At 50.0% G+C, this 16,479-nt stretch carries 11 protein-coding genes; 1 reads left to right on the forward strand and 10 read right to left on the reverse strand.

Annotated features, from left to right (window positions below; all coding sequences use genetic code 11):
• Positions 1 to 148 precede the first annotated feature (148 nt).
• The 4 genes from ACHZCY_RS16925 to ACHZCY_RS16940 all read right to left on the reverse strand — a co-directional run bounded on the left by ACHZCY_RS16925 (position 149) and on the right by ACHZCY_RS16940 (position 4,996).
• A complete protein-coding gene (locus ACHZCY_RS16925; protein WP_205222646.1) occupies positions 149 to 1,081 on the reverse strand; it encodes an FAD-dependent thymidylate synthase in 933 nt (310 codons plus the stop codon).
• A gap of 24 nt (positions 1,082 to 1,105) precedes the next feature.
• Positions 1,106 to 2,287, reverse strand: coding sequence for a cysteine desulfurase NifS (nifS, locus tag ACHZCY_RS16930; protein WP_205222647.1), 1,182 nt, complete (start codon positions 2,285 to 2,287; stop codon positions 1,106 to 1,108).
• Positions 2,287 to 3,123, reverse strand: a complete 837-nt coding sequence (gene nifU, locus ACHZCY_RS16935) for a Fe-S cluster assembly protein NifU (RefSeq protein ID WP_205222648.1) — start codon at positions 3,121 to 3,123, stop codon at positions 2,287 to 2,289. Before nifU ends, nifS begins: the two co-directional genes overlap by 1 nt.
• A 112-nt stretch (positions 3,124 to 3,235) precedes the next feature.
• On the reverse strand, positions 3,236 to 4,996 hold the full coding sequence (locus ACHZCY_RS16940) for a phosphohexomutase domain-containing protein (RefSeq protein ID WP_319549750.1): 1,761 nt from the start codon (positions 4,994 to 4,996) through the stop codon (positions 3,236 to 3,238).
• Positions 4,997 to 5,277: 281 nt separating this feature from the next.
• Here ACHZCY_RS16940 and ppsA point away from each other — a divergent pair, with 281 nt between their 5' ends.
• Entirely contained in the window at positions 5,278 to 7,728 is a 2,451-nt protein-coding gene (gene ppsA, locus ACHZCY_RS16945; RefSeq protein WP_205222649.1) for a phosphoenolpyruvate synthase, read from the forward strand.
• Positions 7,729 to 8,076: 348 nt separating this feature from the next.
• Here the strand turns inward: ppsA and ACHZCY_RS16950 are convergent, their stop codons facing one another.
• From ACHZCY_RS16950 to ACHZCY_RS16975, 6 genes are all read right to left on the reverse strand, one after another.
• Positions 8,077 to 8,253 carry a Trm112 family protein gene (locus tag ACHZCY_RS16950; RefSeq protein WP_324292242.1) on the reverse strand — a complete coding sequence of 59 codons (177 nt, stop codon included), beginning with the start codon at positions 8,251 to 8,253 and terminating at the stop codon, positions 8,077 to 8,079.
• 150 nt (positions 8,254 to 8,403) lie between these two features.
• Entirely contained in the window at positions 8,404 to 10,833 is a 2,430-nt protein-coding gene (hdrA2, locus tag ACHZCY_RS16955; RefSeq protein ID WP_319549751.1) for a CoB-CoM heterodisulfide reductase HdrA2, read from the reverse strand.
• 21 nt (positions 10,834 to 10,854) lie between these two features.
• A complete protein-coding gene (locus tag ACHZCY_RS16960; RefSeq protein WP_232371036.1) occupies positions 10,855 to 12,471 on the reverse strand; it encodes a hydrogenase iron-sulfur subunit in 1,617 nt (538 codons plus the stop codon).
• Positions 12,455 to 14,845 (reverse strand): FAD-dependent oxidoreductase, encoded by a 2,391-nt coding sequence (locus tag ACHZCY_RS16965; RefSeq protein WP_319550230.1) that lies wholly within the window; start codon positions 14,843 to 14,845, stop codon positions 12,455 to 12,457. The genes ACHZCY_RS16960 and ACHZCY_RS16965 overlap by 17 nt, the downstream gene beginning before the upstream one ends.
• The gene (locus ACHZCY_RS16970) at positions 14,820 to 15,854 is read right to left on the reverse strand and encodes an FAD-dependent oxidoreductase (RefSeq protein WP_319549752.1); all 1,035 of its coding nucleotides are present in this window, start codon (positions 15,852 to 15,854) and stop codon (positions 14,820 to 14,822) included. The genes ACHZCY_RS16965 and ACHZCY_RS16970 overlap by 26 nt, the downstream gene beginning before the upstream one ends.
• Positions 15,854 to 16,459 (reverse strand): 2-oxoacid:acceptor oxidoreductase family protein, encoded by a 606-nt coding sequence (locus ACHZCY_RS16975; protein WP_205222653.1) that lies wholly within the window; start codon positions 16,457 to 16,459, stop codon positions 15,854 to 15,856. Before ACHZCY_RS16975 ends, ACHZCY_RS16970 begins: the two co-directional genes overlap by 1 nt.
• Positions 16,460 to 16,479 lie beyond the last annotated feature (20 nt).

Consider the following 16,479-nt stretch of genomic DNA (forward strand, 5'->3'; position numbering starts at 1 on the left):
ATATTACTATAAAAGAACAAGATGGTCAAAAAAAGGAATCATTCTTCAGTATTGCCTGACTGTGACAAATATGGCGTAACCAGTGGGGGGAAGAAAGGGGGAAAGAGCCTGATACTTTGGCGTCGGTATAGGCTCTAAAAAAAATGAATCAAAAAATTGCCGGATAAAGACCTTGTAACTCCTGTTGTAACGGTACCATTACTTCCTGCATGGATGGGTCTGCATTTTTTGGTGTTCGCAGAGCAAGAATATGGCGCCACTCAGCAAGGTTTGTGTAGACAATAATTTCCGTTTTGCAGGCATTGGGCAAGACTGTGCGAGCAGCCTGCGGAGTCGAGGTGTTGAGTAGCTCAAGGTAGATTTTTTCCGTGGTCTCCATGGCCTGTTTCCACTGCTTAAATTCAGTGCTGCCTTCGGTGTAGAAAAGGGGCTGGATAAAGGTCACCTCATTACCGAATTTGTCTGCCGAGTACCTGCAATATCGCTGACTTTCCTGGAGAAAAGCACATGGACGGTGGCGGACAAGTTCATGGGTGACAGCCCGGTTCACTATGAAACGAACTCCAAGGTAGCGATGCAAGGCTAGCTGCTCCCCCTCAAACTTGTCAACCTGCTCCAATTCTATTTTTTCAACTGAGATGTTTTTTGGGACGTCTATTTCTTCCGGCCGACAAATGGTCTCAAAAAAATAGGGATGTCTGCGAGCAAGAAAATCCGTCAGTGCCCGGGTAACTTCGTTTTGTTTGTGGTTGACAAACATTTCCCGGTACCCGCGGATGGAACCGGTAACCAGGAGTCTGTTGCCTGGTTCGGTTCCGATATTCAGGTATTTCGGTTGGCAGCGGAAGAAGGCCGTAACCTGTTCACTGCTTAGCTCAGATAGCCTGAAGGTGACGACCCCCATCTCTAAAACTGAATTATGTCCGTACTCTCCCATTTTGCGCACAAAAGGAATGGCTGAGGTCTCGTCTATCCTATCTTCACTTTTATAGCAGATTCTGCCACTGTACTCGATGCGAACCGGAAGGCTTTGCCGATCAAGTTCATGAAGGATTGTGTATGACGGCTTGGTGATGAACATGTATTTTTACTTTATTTTAGAGGGTTATTCTTCCCAGAATGGAGACATCTTGCGCAGATTTTCGATGATTGCAGGCATTTTTTCCAGTACAAAATCTACGTCTTCCTCGGTGTTGTATACGGAAAGACTGAAGCGGATCGATCCATGCGCCGCTGTAAACGGTACGCCCATTGCGCGCAATACATGGGAAGGTTCAAGTGAACCTGAGGTACAAGCGGATCCGGAGGATGCACAAATATTGTACTGGTTCATATGGAGCAGGATGGCCTCCCCCTCTACATACTCGAAACTGATGTTTGAGGTGTTGGGCAGTCGGTTTTCTTTATGACCATTTAAAAGGGATTTCGGCACAGAGGAAAGTAATCCCTGCTCGAGTTTGTCTCGCAACGCTCGTACCCTGGTGTTTTCGTCGGTCAAGCTTGCTGCAGCAAGATCGCAGGCCTTACCAAGACCGATGATCGAGGCCACGTTTTCGGTACCACCCCGACGACCATGTTCCTGGTGTCCACCATTGAGAAAGGGGATAAATGGAGTGCCTTTGGCTATATACAGAACGCCGACACCTTTAGGCGCATGCAGTTTATGTCCTGACAAGGAGAGGAAATCAATGTCGGTTTCCTGTAGGTTCATGGGGATTTTACCAACCGCCTGCACACCATCTGTGTGAAAAAGAATCCCACGTTCCTTTGCTATCTTGGCCATTTCTTCCACCGGAAAAATGACACCGGTTTCATTGTTGGCCCACATGACGCTGACAATGGCAGTGTCCTCTGAAAGACTTGCTTTATACTCTTCCATATCGAGAGTGCCGTCAGCTTTGACCTTGAGCCAAGTAACCCTGTGTTTGTGACCTGTTAAATTGTCCAGGTTCTCGCACAGGCTCTTGACCGCCGGGTGTTCGACTCTGGTGGTCACTATGTGTCGTTTATCAGGATAAGTTTGCAGGGCGGAGAGTATTGCCGTTGAATCGCTTTCTGTACCACAACTGGTAAAGACAACTTCACTTGCATCGGCACCAAGGAGGTCGGCAACGGAACCGCGCGCCTGCTCAACAGCCTGGCCTACCTGCCCGCCAAAGGTATGCATGGAAGAGGGATTGCCATAGTAGTCGGTAAGAAACGGCATCATGGCATCAACCACTTCCGGTGCAACTCGAGTGGTTGCGTTGTTATCCATATAAATGACGTTGTCGGGATTGCACTGCATTATTTTTCCTCCTCTACTATAAGCGTGTCGAGAACCTGCTCACGCAGTTTTTTCTCAACATATTCTTTGAGCGTGGTCTGTGATGAATGACAACCTGAACACGCTCCGCGTAGAGAAACTGTGACAAAATCACCATCAACATCTATAAGTTCTATGTTGCCGCCATCTTTTTTCAGGGTCGGCTTTATTTCTCTTTCCAACACCTCTTCAATCTTCTTGATTTTTTGGAGAGTGGTCATTCGTTTTTGCTGTGCAGGTTCCGCTGCGGACACTGGCAGATCTTCCACTGTCTTTGCTAAAAGAGAGCGCAGGGAGTCTTCACACTTGCCACAGCCGCCACCCGCTTTAGTAAAGTTGGTAATTTCTTCCACTGAGCGCAGATTGTTTTCTTTCACTGCACGAATGATTTCCAGGTCTGTGACGCCGAAACAATCACAGACCACCTCACCCTGTGCCATGGGGAGGATGGCCCCGGTGTAGTCTGCAATGGCTGCTTCCAATGCCTCTCGGCCCATGACAGAGCAGTGCATTTTTTCTTTTGGCAGTCCGCCAAGGGCCTGGGCGATATCATCGTTGGTTATGCGCTTGGCTTCTTCAAGCGGCATCCCTATGAGCATTTCGGTGAGTACTGAAGAGCTGGCAATGGCTGATGCACAACCAAAGGTCTTGAATTTTGCATCGGTGATGATATCGTTTTCGTCGATTTTAATCGTTAATTTGAGCGCATCCCCGCATGCCAGAGAACCGACATTGCCAACGCCATCTGCGCCTTTAACCTCTCCGACATTTTTAGGGTTAATGAAGTGTTCCTGGACTTTATCCGTATATTCCCACATAGTGTAGATCTCTAAGTTGTTGTTTTTATGTCGAACAAAAGAGGTGTGACGAGAGGGCGTTAACCCGAAATCCATCATGATAACGTCTTTTGCGCAGTATTTCCGCTTAACTCTATGGCAGGAGTCCTATTTCGGCAAGCATTGAATGTGCACTTTTTGTAAGTAGGGCAGTTTCTTGAGCATCTCTGGCCTCGACATAAAATCGGACCTTGGGTTCCGTCCCGGAAGGGCGGATCATTATCCAGGAACCATCCTCAAGAATCATTTTTCGCCCGTCTATATCAATCACTTGTTCAATTCTTTTCGGATGCCCGCCGATCATGATATTTTCATTGCGTTGGTATTTTTCCAGTTGCTGCAGTGTGTCTAGCAGCTGTTGACCGCTTTGGCCAACGACTATGCCATCTCGGTCCGGATAATAATATCCAAAAGTGTCCTCTATCCGGCGCAGATATTGACCCAAAGAAATGCCAAGGGTGAGTACCATGTCTATTGCCAGTATCAGGCCGATAAAGGCATCTTTTTCCGGGGTGTGGCCAATAATGGAAATACCGTCGGATTCTTCAAAAAAGACAAGTGCTTTTCCCATGACAGGTTTAAATTCTTTAAACCCGACCCTGGGTTCAAAAATCTCTTCTCCAAGTTGGGTGGCAATACCATTGGCCAGGTTGCTGGTGGCAACAGTCTTGGCCACCATCCCTTTTTTGTGTTTGACCTCATGTATAAAGTGATAAGCCATTGCACCGAATTGATTCATGGAAATCTCAACATCACCGTCGGTGAAGCGAATGCGATCTCCGTCCGGATCAATGATAGCGCCAATCTTTAAGGGGGCTTGTTGCGCGTTGAGAGCGGCAAGAACCGGTTGCATGTTGGCAGAAGATGGCTCCGGAGCGATGCCGTCAAAGGTCGGGTCAGGAGTATTGCGAAGCAAGACCAGCCTTTCGGGCGGAGGATCGCCGAGAAGTCTGGATATATAGTCACGTGATGCTCCATGTACGGCATCGACACAGACGACTACGTTCTCACGAGCGGCAAAGTCGGCTAAAAGCCGGCTGTATGCTATGCCATGCTGATTTTCATTTTGCCGGACCAGTTGCTGCCAGCTGCGCAGGGCATCTTCCGTTTCAATACCTGTGAGTTCTGCCAGTGGAGTCTGCAGGTCAATGGTTGCCGGTAAATATGGATTGGTACCTGCCGCTAGGTATTGCCTGGCCGTGGTTGTGATGGTATCTGTAAGTATGGCAGCAGCAGGGCCTGCATCAGCGGCATTGAATTTAAAACCACCGTACTGCATCGGGTTATGGCTGGGGGTCAGATTGATGGAGAATGCAGCCTGGTGCTGGAGGACGGAAGCGGAAAGTGCGCCGGTGGTGGATTCCCCTGCATAGAAAACCTTAACCTTGTTTGCGGTCAGCACGTTGGCCACGGCCAGGGCAAGGAGGTTGCCGCCAAATCGGTTGTCAAAGCCAAGAACACAGCCGCGCTGCTGCATGGTCGCAAAATCGATATTTCCCAGAGCGTTGAATATGTGGGGATTCTCTTTTCCCTCTTTATACAGGTTTAAGATAGCACAGGTCACTGTGGCCACAGACGTTAGAAAGATATCTTTGCCAAGTATACCCCGCCAACCTGAAGTGCCGAATTTTACCTCGCTTACCGGAAGAGCCGTGTTGGTGAGTAGTTCGTCTTCAAGCAGTGTATAGACCGCATTGACTTCGGCTTGCCAGAAGGCCTTGTCGTCCTCGTTTCTTGCAGTCTTTCTGTGCTGGATCAATTCACTGAGCGTCGCAAAATAGTCGCTGACCGCATGATTGTCGGGGGTGATATAACGCTCTGTAATGGCGGCTGCTTGCTCCTTGTTGCTCATCATGTCAATACCTCTTTGAATCTGGTGTTGATCAGCATTTAAGTCGAGTATTTTGATCGTATTTGTGCTATCGAGATTGGAAGTATAATGCTTCACCGGAGGATTGGCAACATATCGGTTGTCGCCCCCTCTGGAGCAGGCGAATTTTGATTTTTTTTCGCATCTGACAAAATATCAATTGCTCCTTTGTATTCATCGTATTTGACAGAATGAAAAGTGGTTTGTTAGGTATTGTTGTAAAATAGATGGAAGATGCGGTGAGACATAATGAAGTGAGGGAAAAAATGGAAAAGGTAAATGAGAAGGAACTCATTCTCTGGTTTGATGAAATAGGGATCAATGATGTAGCCATGGTTGGCGGCAAAAATGCGTCCCTTGGTGAAATGTACCGCAATCTTGATGCAAAGGGGGTGGTGGTGCCCAATGGGTATGCTATCACAGCCTATGCCTATCAGCACTTGCTGAAAGATGCGGGACTTGAAGCTGCCATCAGAGAGACACTTGCAGATCTCGACACCCACGATTTACATAACCTGCAGGAGCGTGGGGCAAAGGTACGGGATATTATCCGTAATGCGGCTTTTCCCGATGATTTACGCGAGGCCATTATTGCCGCGTATCGGAAGATGGAAGACCAATATGGTAAAGATGTCGATGTGGCGGTACGTTCGTCTGCAACCGCTGAGGATTTGCCGGATGCTTCTTTTGCCGGTCAGCAGGATACCTATCTTAATATTCGAGGGCCAGAGGCACTTATCGATGCCTGTAAACGGTGTTTTGCCTCCCTCTTTACCAATCGAGCCATTTCCTACCGCCATGATAAAGGCTTCAGCCAATTTGATGTGTATCTTTCCATTGTGGTTCAGAAAATGGTGCGCTCTGACTCAGCCTCTTCCGGGGTTTTATTTTCAATTGATACGGAATCGGGTTTCAAGGACGCCGTCTTTTTGACCGCTGCCTGGGGACTTGGAGAAAATGTGGTTCAGGGAGCCGTGAACCCTGATGAATATTATGTGTTTAAGCCGACGCTCAAGCAGGGAAAACGGCCCATTGTCGGTAAGCGGGTTGGTACCAAAGAAATCAAAATGATCTACAATCCCGACCCTGATGCTGAAGAGTCGGTTGTCAATGTGGATACGACTGCCCAGGAAAGAGGGAGTTATGTACTAAGTGATGACGAGATACTGCAGCTGTCCCGTTGGGCATGCATCATTGAGGAGCACTATGGGCATGCCATGGATATTGAATGGGCTAAGGATGGTGATGGCGAAACCGTTGGGACCGGTGGCCTGTTTATTGTTCAGGCCCGTCCAGAGACTGTACATTCACAGACAAATAAAAAGGTTTTGGAAACCTATCTCCTCAAAGAGAAGGGACCTGTTTTAACCCGTGGCCAGGCGGTCGGCGCCAAGATCGGCAAAGGAAAAACACGAATCCTGCATGACGTGAGTCAGATGCATGATTTTGAGGCAGGTGAAATTCTGGTTACAGACATGACCGATCCGGACTGGGAACCGATCATGAAAATCGCCAGTGCCATTGTCACCAATCGTGGTGGTCGTACCTGTCATGCTGCCATTATTTCCAGAGAGCTGGGCATCCCCTGCGTTATCGGCACAGAAGACGGCACAGAGGTGATTAAGGATGGTCAGGAGGTGACTGCCTCCTGTGCAGAAGGAGAGACCGGGTATATTTACGATGGGCTGTTGGATTTCAGCATAGAAACACTGGATTTGGACAATATTCCTGCGACCCGGACCAAAGTAATGATGAACGTAGGGTTGCCTGAAAAAGCCTTTGTCGAGGGACAGATTCCCAATGAAGGGGTGGGGCTGGCTCGTGAGGAGTTCATTATTAATTCCCATATAGGTATCCATCCGCTGGCACTCTATAATTATGAGGAGTTATGTGAAGAGGGCAAGGATGATGACGAAATATGGGATGTGATCGAGGATATCAACTACAAAACCAGTGCCTATCCTGATGATAAACGCCAATATTTTATTGATAAACTGGCAGAAGGGGTTGGCAGAATTGCAGCCGGATTCTATCCAAGAGATGTTATTGTTCGGCTTTCTGATTTTAAATCCAATGAATATGCCAATTTGATCGGTGGTTATCTGTATGAGCCGGAGGAGTCAAATCCCATGATCGGCTGGCGCGGAGCCTCCCGCTATTATGACTCCAGGTACAAAGTTGCCTTTGAACTTGAATGCAAGGCGCTGCTCAAGGCAAGAAATGATATGGGGCTTGATAATATTAAGCTGATGGTTCCCTTCTGTCGAACCCCTGAAGAGGGGAGACGGGTGATTGAAGTGATGCGCGAGTTCGGACTTGTGCAGGGTGAGAACGGGCTTGAGGTGTATGTGATGTGCGAAATTCCATCCAATGTCATTTCCGCCGACGCCTTTGCCGATGTCTTTGACGGATTTTCCATAGGCTCCAATGATTTAACCCAGTTAACCCTTGGCCTGGACCGTGATTCCGATCTGGTCTCGCACATCTATGATGAACGTAATGAGGCGGTCAAGGATATGATCAAAATGGTGATCAAGACTGCAAAACGACGGGGGAAAAAGATCGGTATCTGTGGTCAGGGACCTTCAGATTTTCCTGATTTTGCAACCTTTCTGGTTGAGCAGGGGATCGACTCCATCAGTCTGGTGTCGGATACCGTTGTTAAGACCAGGCTGGAAATTGCCAAAAAAGAAAAGGAAATGGGTATAGCGCCTTAAGCAAAGAGTGCAGAGCTAGCCCGAATTTCTCATGAGTTTTTTGGTTTTCGACTTAAGCTTTTGATATTTATAGAAAATACGGTAGTGCTAAAAAAACAGACTGTTTTTTCGTCGATAATCAAAAAACTCACCCTCCGGGTCAGCGGATTTTTCCGCAGACTCTTTGTTGCAGGCCATTTGCGGTAGCTTACTATCGGAGTCTACGCTTACCTGCTGCGTGTCCTGCGCCTCGATCTGCGAAAAACTTCACTGATGAGAAATCCGGGCTAGTGAACACTAAAAAAAAGCCCCGGTCAATGACCGGGGCTTTTTTTGTGCACTGAGAAGGAATGACCTGCCGGAAGTTTGTCAGTTTTCTTCTTCAAGGGGAGTCGCTTCATCAATCAACATGATCGGAATATCATCTTTAACAGGGTAGGCCAGTTTGCAGTTGCGGCAGATGAGACTGCTGTGTTCTTCATCACTTTCTACAGGTCCCTTGCACTTGGGGCAGGCCAGTATGTCGAGTAGTTCTTTTTTTATCATTTGAGTGTCGTGTCGTTTGAGAGGAGTCTGTTTGCACTCTGCCTGTCTTTGTTATGGGCAGTAGTCAAAAAAGGCAACGAGCCTGGTTTGCCACAGTCAATACAACGAATATACATCTTTTATTGACTGTGGCAATGTTTTCAAGCAGACCTACAGTTTGGTTAGCAGTTCTATGGTGTCTGCTATCTCTTCGGCTGAGACACTTTTTCTCAACGCCTCCATGTCCTTCATCTTGTCGGCAAAACGAATTCCTTCGGCCGCGCTGATCCATTCCAGTTGCAACCTTTCCGGGCGGATGCCAAGTCGTGCCATTTTTTTGTGCAGTTTCGCCACCCGTTTTTCGGTCCAGTGATTGGCATCGATATAGTGGCAGTCGCCTATGTGGCAGCCGCTCACAAGCACCACCGGTGCTCCGCCGCGAAATCCTTCCCATATGAATTTCTCATCCACCCTGCCCGAACACATGACTCTTACCAGGTGGGCGTTGGCTGGATACTGCAACCTCGATACGCCGGCATAATCGGCTCCTGCATAGGAGCACCAGTTACAGGCAAAGACCAATATTTTGGTTTCCGGTTCTGTGGTAAGCATGGCATCGACCTGGCCGAGAATCTGCTGGTCGGTGTAATGATTCATGATGATCGCATCAAAGTGGCATTCAGCTGCACAGGTTCCGCAACCAGCACACGCTGCGGAATTGACCACTGCCGGTTTTTTATTTTTTACATCAACCGAAATGGCATTGTAGGGACATACCTCTGCGCACTTGCCACAGGCCTTGCATTTCTCAGCGATAATCTCCGAGGTGATCGGTTCAGAGCTTATTTCTCCCTTATGCATCAGGCGGACAGCTCTGACAGCAGCTGCTGAAGCCTGGGTGACGCTTTCCTTGATGTCTTTTGGCCCTTCGGCGCATCCTGCATAAAAGATACCGCGGGTTGCGGCATCCACCGGTTGCAGTTTGGGATGGGCTTCCAGGTAAAAACCATCAGGGGTCAGCTGTAGTCCCATAATCTCCTGCAGGCGTTGAGTACTAGGCGCTGGTTTTACGCCTAAGGCAAGCACCAGCATGTCCAGTTCATGGAATTCCAGCTTACCAGTGGCGGAGTTCTCAACCGCAACCCGCATGGTATTCTCTGCTGTTTCTTCAAGAGAACCAGGCAATCCGCGGATGTACTTGACTCCCAGCCTACGGCTTCTCGTATACAGGTCTTCAAATCCTTTACCAAAGGCACGGATATCAATATAGAACACCTTTACTTCCATGTCCGGATAATGCTCTTTGAGCACCAGTGTGGATTTGATGGTGTTCATGCAACAGATGTTGGAACAGTATTGCTCCCCTTTTCTGAGTGACCTGGAACCAACGCACTGAATAAAACCGACCGATTTCGGTTTTTTTCTGTCTGTCGGTCGAATCAGGGACCCTTTTGATGGTCCTCCGGCGTTGACCAATCGCTCGAACTCAAGACTGGTCAGTACGTTTTCAAATCGGGTATACCCGTACTCGTCCAGTTCGGTGGGATCATATGGCTCTAGCCCTGTTGCTACAATAATAGAGCCTACCTGCTCTGTAATCTCTTCGTCCGACATATGGAAATTGATACATTTTTTATCGCATGCATCGACACATTTTGAGCAGACCGCCGGGTTATGTCCTAAACACTCATTGATGTTGATGAGATAAGAGGAAGGGACAGCCTGGGGAAACGGACTGTAAATGGCCTTGCGCGAGGCAAGTCCCATATTAAATTCATCCGGACGAACCACAGGACAAACCGTGGCGCAATCGCCGCAGGAAGTACAGGCAGTTTCGTCAACATATTTTGCCTTTTTGATAATTTTAACGTCAAAATTACCGACATAGCCTTTCACGTCCACGACCTCACTTAAGGTCAGGAGCTTTATTCGTGGATGCCGACCGGCATCCGTCATCTTAGGACCGAGTATTCAAATCGAGCAGTCCATGGTTGGAAAGGTTTTATCCAACCGGGCCATCATGCCGCCAATGGAGGGTTGTTTTTCCACCAGGGTGACGTCATATCCGCAATCTGCAAGATCAAGGGCGGCCTGGATTCCGGCAATACCGCCGCCAATGACCAACGTCTTTTTGATCAGCGGCAGCGTCTCTTCGGTCAATGGATCAAGGTGGCGTACTCTGGAAACAGCCATATCTACAAGGGTCTCTGCCTTGCGGGTGGCGTTATCAATATCGTTCATGTGCACCCAGGAGCACTGCTCCCGCAGGTTGGCCATCTCCATCATGTAGGGATTGAGGCCTGCATCCTGCACCATCTGCTTGAAGGTCGGTTCATGCAGCCGTGGAGAGCAGGATGCGATTACAACCCGGTCCAGCTGGTTGTCGATAATATCCTGTTTTATTTCCTGCTGGCCTGGTTCTGAGCAGGCGTAGGTAATGTCTTTGGACAAAACAACATCATTGGCTGTAGAGGCTGATTCTGCCACCTGCGGGCAGTTAACAGATTGGGCTATATTTAGACCGCAATGACAGACATAGACGCCGATGCGGGGCGCAGCTTCGTCTCCTGCGGATCTTTGTCGGGAATTGGTTGGGGTCATGGGAATTCTCCGCTGATATGATTATTTCCAGCTGATGCTTTGCGCAATCACACTGGTGAGATCCTGCATGTCGATGGATAGTTTGTTAAGCCGTAATGGATCTTCCATGGCACACTTGAGATGGATCTGGCACTTGGGGCAGGCTGTGACGAGCAGGTCTGCTCCTGTATCTTGAGCTTGTTCCAGGCGTTTAACCTGCATTGCCTTGCTGTAGCTATCACACCCTGTCCAGGCACTATTTCCACAACACACAGCCGCTCTGCCGGATTCCTGCATTTCTTGAAACGACTCTGGACTGAGCCGGTCCAGCAGTTGGCGCGGCAATTCCGGTTTGTCCTCAAGGCGAGTAAGGCGACAGGAGTCTTGGAAGGTTATGTTTTTGGCCAAGGGCTTGAAGCTGACTGCAGACCGGTCAATCTCTTTTTCGAGGAATTCATACAGGTGGATGACCTCGAAGTTCAGTGCCAAACCGTGTGCCGGATAGGTCGTGTTAAAGGTCATGTAACATTCCGGACAGGAAGTGATCATGGTGTCAATGCCAAGGCTGTTCAGCCGGTCGGCATTCAGACGAGCAATTTGAAGAAAACATTCCTTGTCGCCGGACCAGAGGAGATCGTGGCCGCAGCAGCGTTCATCTTTGAGTAGTCGAGGGTGGACATCAAAGAAGTTGAGCAGCCTGATGGCATCGAACAGGATTTTTTCTGTGTGTACATCCAGGTGCTTGTTAAAAAAAATGTCGTAATAAGGTGCGCAACCTCCATAAAAGAGGATGTTGCTTTTCTGGTCGACCTGCAGCTCTTGTGGGATGTCCTGCCACCGGTTGGGAGTCAGTTCGGGTGAAGCCATGGAGCGCATCAGCGCGTGCAGAAAACCACCGTGGGTTTCGTCACCGAGTTTGTTATTTTGTTTGTAAAGATGGCGCAGCTCTTTAATAAATTTGGGAAAATTGACAGCCGACGGACAGCGCTCGTAACATAATCCGCAAGTCAGGCAGGACCAGACATTTTCCTTCACGCTCTCATCGTTCAGATTACCGGCAATGGCTGCAGTGGCTATGCCGCGTGCTGAAAAGGGTTTACCGATCAGCGCCAAAGGACAGGCAGAAGAGCATTTACCGCAATCCTGGCAAGCGTAAATGTCATGGGCGGCAATGAGTTGCTGCAGCTCGGGGCCTGCATTCATGGGAATGTTGGTAACCGGTTGTGCTCCGACAGCGGGTTGAATACTTGTTTTCCCGCGTTGCTGCAGATCGTGGAGAAAGGTTTCAAGAAAGAGCAGCAGTTTTTCTGATTCATCCGGCAAGAAAGAGGCAAAGCGCAGCCTGTCGCTACCAAGACCCAGAAGGTCAAGAATCATTCCTGTATCTTTGGTGTTACGCTGCGCTGTTGCGGTGCCTGTGCCATACCTGCAGGTACCCGGATCGCAGCCGACCAGGGCTACTCCATCTCCGCCCATGGAAAATGCCTTGAGCAACAGAGCGCGGTCGATCCTGCCGGTACAGGGAATGCGAACCATGTGCACTTCATCCGGGATAGGGCGCTGTTCATCCTGCAGGGTCTGGTAGGCTGCATGGGCTCCCCAGTTGCAGAGGAATAAGATGATTTTAATAGGTGAGGACTCTTTATTGTGCATAGTCATGAATGTCCTGATTGCTTAATATTTCTTCAAGGGTTTGCTCAAGGTATTCTCGGTTACGATAGGGGCTGTCGGCAGCTCCGGTCGGGCAGACGGATATACAGTTACCACAGCCCTTGCAGATGGCTTCGTCCACCGTGGCCTGCCACCCTCCGCTTTGGTTTCGCTGAAAGGTGACGGCATGGTATGGGCATACGCTTGAGCAGCGACCGCATCCCCGGCAGAGTTTCTGATTGACAACCACAGTAAACCCTTTGCTTTGCCGTGGGCCTCTCGGCAGAGCAGATGCAGCCATTATCGCTGCAGCAGCGCCTTTTTTCAGCTTGGAAACATTGATACCAGGCGGTTCGGCAAGAAAGAGACCTGGAACCGAAGTGGCGCACGGATAGGCAAAAGGAATGCCGGCGACTCCTTTTTGCTGGAGGAGTGGTTCTATGTGGCAGATGGGGAGGCCTTCCTGATGGGTATAGGGAAGGGTCCGTCGTGCCTTGTCGCCAAGGATAACCGTTCCGGCCCTGATCACCTGTCGTTCCTGATCGGATTCAATCAGGATTTGGAAGTCACCGATGGTGCCGCTGAGCGCCTTTACATCCCAGCCGGTGAAACTGTGGATGTTTTCATTGGGTGTAGGTTCGGTGAGAGGCTGCTCTCTGGTGCCAAAGCGAAAGACGTCGTGCCCGGTATCGGCAAGGTGAACGGCACTGGTGCGTGTTGCCTCGGAATTGCCGATGACAGCGGCCGTAAAATTATAGTTGCGGTCTACTGCGGGCAGTGGTTTGAGTATTTTTGCCCGTTCTATTGACCTGTGAAGTAACCCCTGGAACCGTTGCATGGCGAGCTCAGGATTGCTTTTGACCAAGCGTAATATCTCACCGCGCAGGTTGGACGTTTCCACCATGGATCTACTGATACCCGTAGCATGGAAAAGTTTGTCTTTGAGACGGCTGCGTTGATCTGTACATGAGCTGCACACAAAGTTGAGCGGACAGCAGACACAGGAACCGAGCACAATCCTGGTCAAGCCCTTTTCCCGGGTAGTTTTTATGATGGTATCGATTCCTTCACTGACGCAGGCAGAGGTCAATTCCTCCATGTGAACGATTGCAGGGTCCATTGCCTTCTGTTCCTGGAGATACGTAGTCATCCCTTCCATCCAGCCGAGGGAGTCGTTGCAGCGGCAGACAAAAACACCGATGCGCGATTCGGGAGAGAGGCCGGCATCAGGTACGGCGAAGGCCAGGCCGTGTCCCTTGGTCTTTTTTCCGGCTGTGTCACTGAGAAGAAGCATTGCTTTGCCCGCTGCGGCAAAACCACGCACGGTCATATCGTCAACATCGGCTCGAGCAGCCTTGGGGCCGTATGCCCGGATGACATCCTCCCCCTTGATATTGGTGGTCATGGTTGGGTCGGCAACAATAAGTACGCCTCCCTGCTCCTTGATTTCCTGCTCCTGCTGCAGGTGGTCGATGGCCTTGAGGGCGCCGCAAGCCTCTATGCACTGGAAGCATTCCGAACAGGCGCCGCATTGGAGACATCTTTGTGCTTCAGCCTGGGCCTGTTGCTTGGAAAGGCCAAGTGCTACCTCGGTGAAATCCTTTTTCCTTGCTTCAGCTTCTTTTTCAGCCATTTCCGGTCGTTTTTGCCAGGCGATATCTGGTGGAATGGCTGTGAAATCCTTTTGCTCAGGACGGGTAAGAGGCTGGACAAGTGCCTCTCCGCTGAGGTCTGTATGGATTGCAGCAGCTGCACGCTTACCTGAGGCCATGGCGTGGACAACCGATGATGGCCCGGAAACTGCGTCTCCTGCTGCATACAATCCGTCTGTTGATGTCCTTTGTGCCGCATCGGTGGCGATAAAACCACGTTCCGTGACTTCGAACGGAAGGGTGTCATCTTGCAAGGCAAAACCACCGACCTGCCCTACGGCCACAAAGGCACGATCGAATTCGAGGGTAAAAGGAGCGTGGTTATCATCAATGGCCGGCCAGGCAATACCGTTGGCGTCAGGTTGTCCTGGTTTTGTCTTTTTGCACTCAAGTGCAGTAAAGTGGTTGTTTTCGCCCATAAACCCTATGACCTGGGTTTGGTCAACAATGGTTATTCCCTCTTCAATACCCTCCCGGATTTCATCTGCGTCAGCAGGTATCTGATTTTTTCCAAACCAGGAGACAAGTGTTACCGCAGCCCCCAATCTGATCAGAGTCCGGGCCAGGTCAAAGGCAGAGTTGCCGTCACCGATGACAGCCACCTTTTCGTTGAGTGTTTTCATGTGCTGCAGCTTCCGGCTTCCCAGAAAGGCGATGCATCCTTCGATACCAGAGAGGTCTTCGCCGGGGACACCGAGCTTGCGGTCATACCAGGTACCAGTACTTACGATGACTGCCTGGTGCTCCTTCCGGAGGGGGGGGAAGGTCGTCTTCCAGGGTTATCGTGTGGTCTGTTACAAAGTGTACGCCAAGGCGTTTAATGTGTTCCAGCTCGCGGTTGAGAATTGCTTCCGGCAACCGGTGGGTACCTATGCCGTAGCGGAGCATTCCACCGATGGCTGTTTCTTTTTCAAATATGGTCACCGGGTAACCTAACCCTGCAAGCTCTGCGGCTGCAGCCAGGCCGGCAGGCCCTGAACCGATAATAGCTATTTTTTCATTGCGCTTTTTGGGGGCGAGTAGACGGTCGGTTGGCTCGGTTCTTGTCGTATCACCCTCTATGTAATCGGCAACAAAGCGTTTGATAGCCCGTATGGATACGGCCTCGTCAACCTCGCCTCTTCGGCAGGCATCTTCGCATGGATGGGTGCAGATACGGCCACATATTCCCGGCAGCACGTTTTGCTCACGGATCAGATCCAGCGCCTCCTGGTATCTCCCTTGAGCCGCCAGGGCAACATACCCCTGGGCATTGACTCCCAACGGGCAGTTTGCCTGGCATAGTGGCTGCTGTCTTTTATCGATAAAGGGGCGCCCTGGAAGTGCCACCCGAGAGTGAAAGGTGATGGGGCTGGAGCCTTCACAAGTGGTCACCGGACATGTTGCGGCACACTTGCCGCAAAGAGTACATTTTTCAGGATCAACAAAGGTCTGTTCTTGTGCAACCCGGACACTGAATCCCTGAGCGGTGTGTTTAATGGAATTGATTCTGGCGGGCAGGATGCTACGGATGGCGCTGTTGCGCATGATCCTGATCAGTCCAGGTCGGTATGCATAGTTAAAGCTCAGGCCGGAACGGAGTCGGAACTTGTCGGCATTCAGCTTGTAGTCCATATCCGGTTCCGACTCGATCAGGGTGACGGGTACGCCAAGCTCGCCAAGTTTGTTGGTAGCTGCAATGCCTTCCGGGGTGGCTCCGATAACGATAACTCTTTGTAAACGTTCTTTTTCTCGTTTCATTATACAATGGCTCCTGTCTGACCGGCGGCTTTCCTTTCTCGGCCCTTAAGGGTGGAGAGGCCGTAATCATAGCCTTTGGTGAAGGCTGCAATGTTTTTTTGTTCTGTGCCTTTGGGGACGGATTTGGCAATCATGTCCTCGGCAGAACTGGTGGAGACAAGCTGGGTAATGGCGGTTGTAAAACCAACCATGATGATATTAGCCATCATTTTGTTTCCCAGTTTTTCCGCCATCCGTGTAGAGGAGATTGCATAGGCCGGGCAGGGCGCATCAACGGTAGGTACCAGATCCTGGTCGATGAGCAGAATGCTGTCTTCAGTTATCTGGCCGGCGAATTTATCATAACCGGCCTGGGACATGGCAATCAGGATATCAGGGTATTGCACATAGGGGTAATGGATGGGAGTGTTGGAGATGATTACCTGTGCGTTACAAGCGCCACCCCTGGATTCAGGACCATAGGCCTGCACCAGTGTGCTTTCCTTATGGTCGCCAAGAGAGGCCGCCATGCCCAGGATTTTTCCGGCAAGGATTATGCCTTGACCGCCAAATCCAGTGACAATGATTTCCGTTTGCGCAATGGTGTTTTTTTCCTTGTCAGTCATATTACTTTGTCAACAGGCGT

The sequence above is a fragment of the Desulfogranum marinum genome (genome assembly GCF_963675105.2).
Lineage (GTDB): Bacteria > Desulfobacterota > Desulfobulbia > Desulfobulbales > Desulfobulbaceae > Desulfogranum > Desulfogranum marinum.

What these genes read in the sequence shown, in the direction of transcription:
- ACHZCY_RS16925 (WP_205222646.1), bottom strand. Translation starts at nt 1,081, where the DNA reads ATGTTCATCACCAAGCCGTCATACACAATCCTTCATGAACTTGATCGG.
- ACHZCY_RS16975 (WP_205222653.1), bottom strand. Translation starts at nt 16,459, where the DNA reads ATGACTGACAAGGAAAAAAACACCATTGCGCAAACGGAAATCATTGTC.
- nifU (WP_205222648.1), bottom strand. Translation starts at nt 3,123, where the DNA reads ATGTGGGAATATACGGATAAAGTCCAGGAACACTTCATTAACCCTAAA.
- nifS (WP_205222647.1), bottom strand. Translation starts at nt 2,287, where the DNA reads ATGCAGTGCAATCCCGACAACGTCATTTATATGGATAACAACGCAACC.
- ACHZCY_RS16960 (WP_232371036.1), bottom strand. Translation starts at nt 12,471, where the DNA reads ATGACTATGCACAATAAAGAGTCCTCACCTATTAAAATCATCTTATTC.
- ppsA (WP_205222649.1), top strand. Translation starts at nt 5,278, where the DNA reads ATGGAAAAGGTAAATGAGAAGGAACTCATTCTCTGGTTTGATGAAATA.
- ACHZCY_RS16970 (WP_319549752.1), bottom strand. Translation starts at nt 15,854, where the DNA reads ATGAAACGAGAAAAAGAACGTTTACAAAGAGTTATCGTTATCGGAGCC.
- ACHZCY_RS16940 (WP_319549750.1), bottom strand. Translation starts at nt 4,996, where the DNA reads ATGATGAGCAACAAGGAGCAAGCAGCCGCCATTACAGAGCGTTATATC.
- ACHZCY_RS16950 (WP_324292242.1), bottom strand. Translation starts at nt 8,253, where the DNA reads ATGATAAAAAAAGAACTACTCGACATACTGGCCTGCCCCAAGTGCAAG.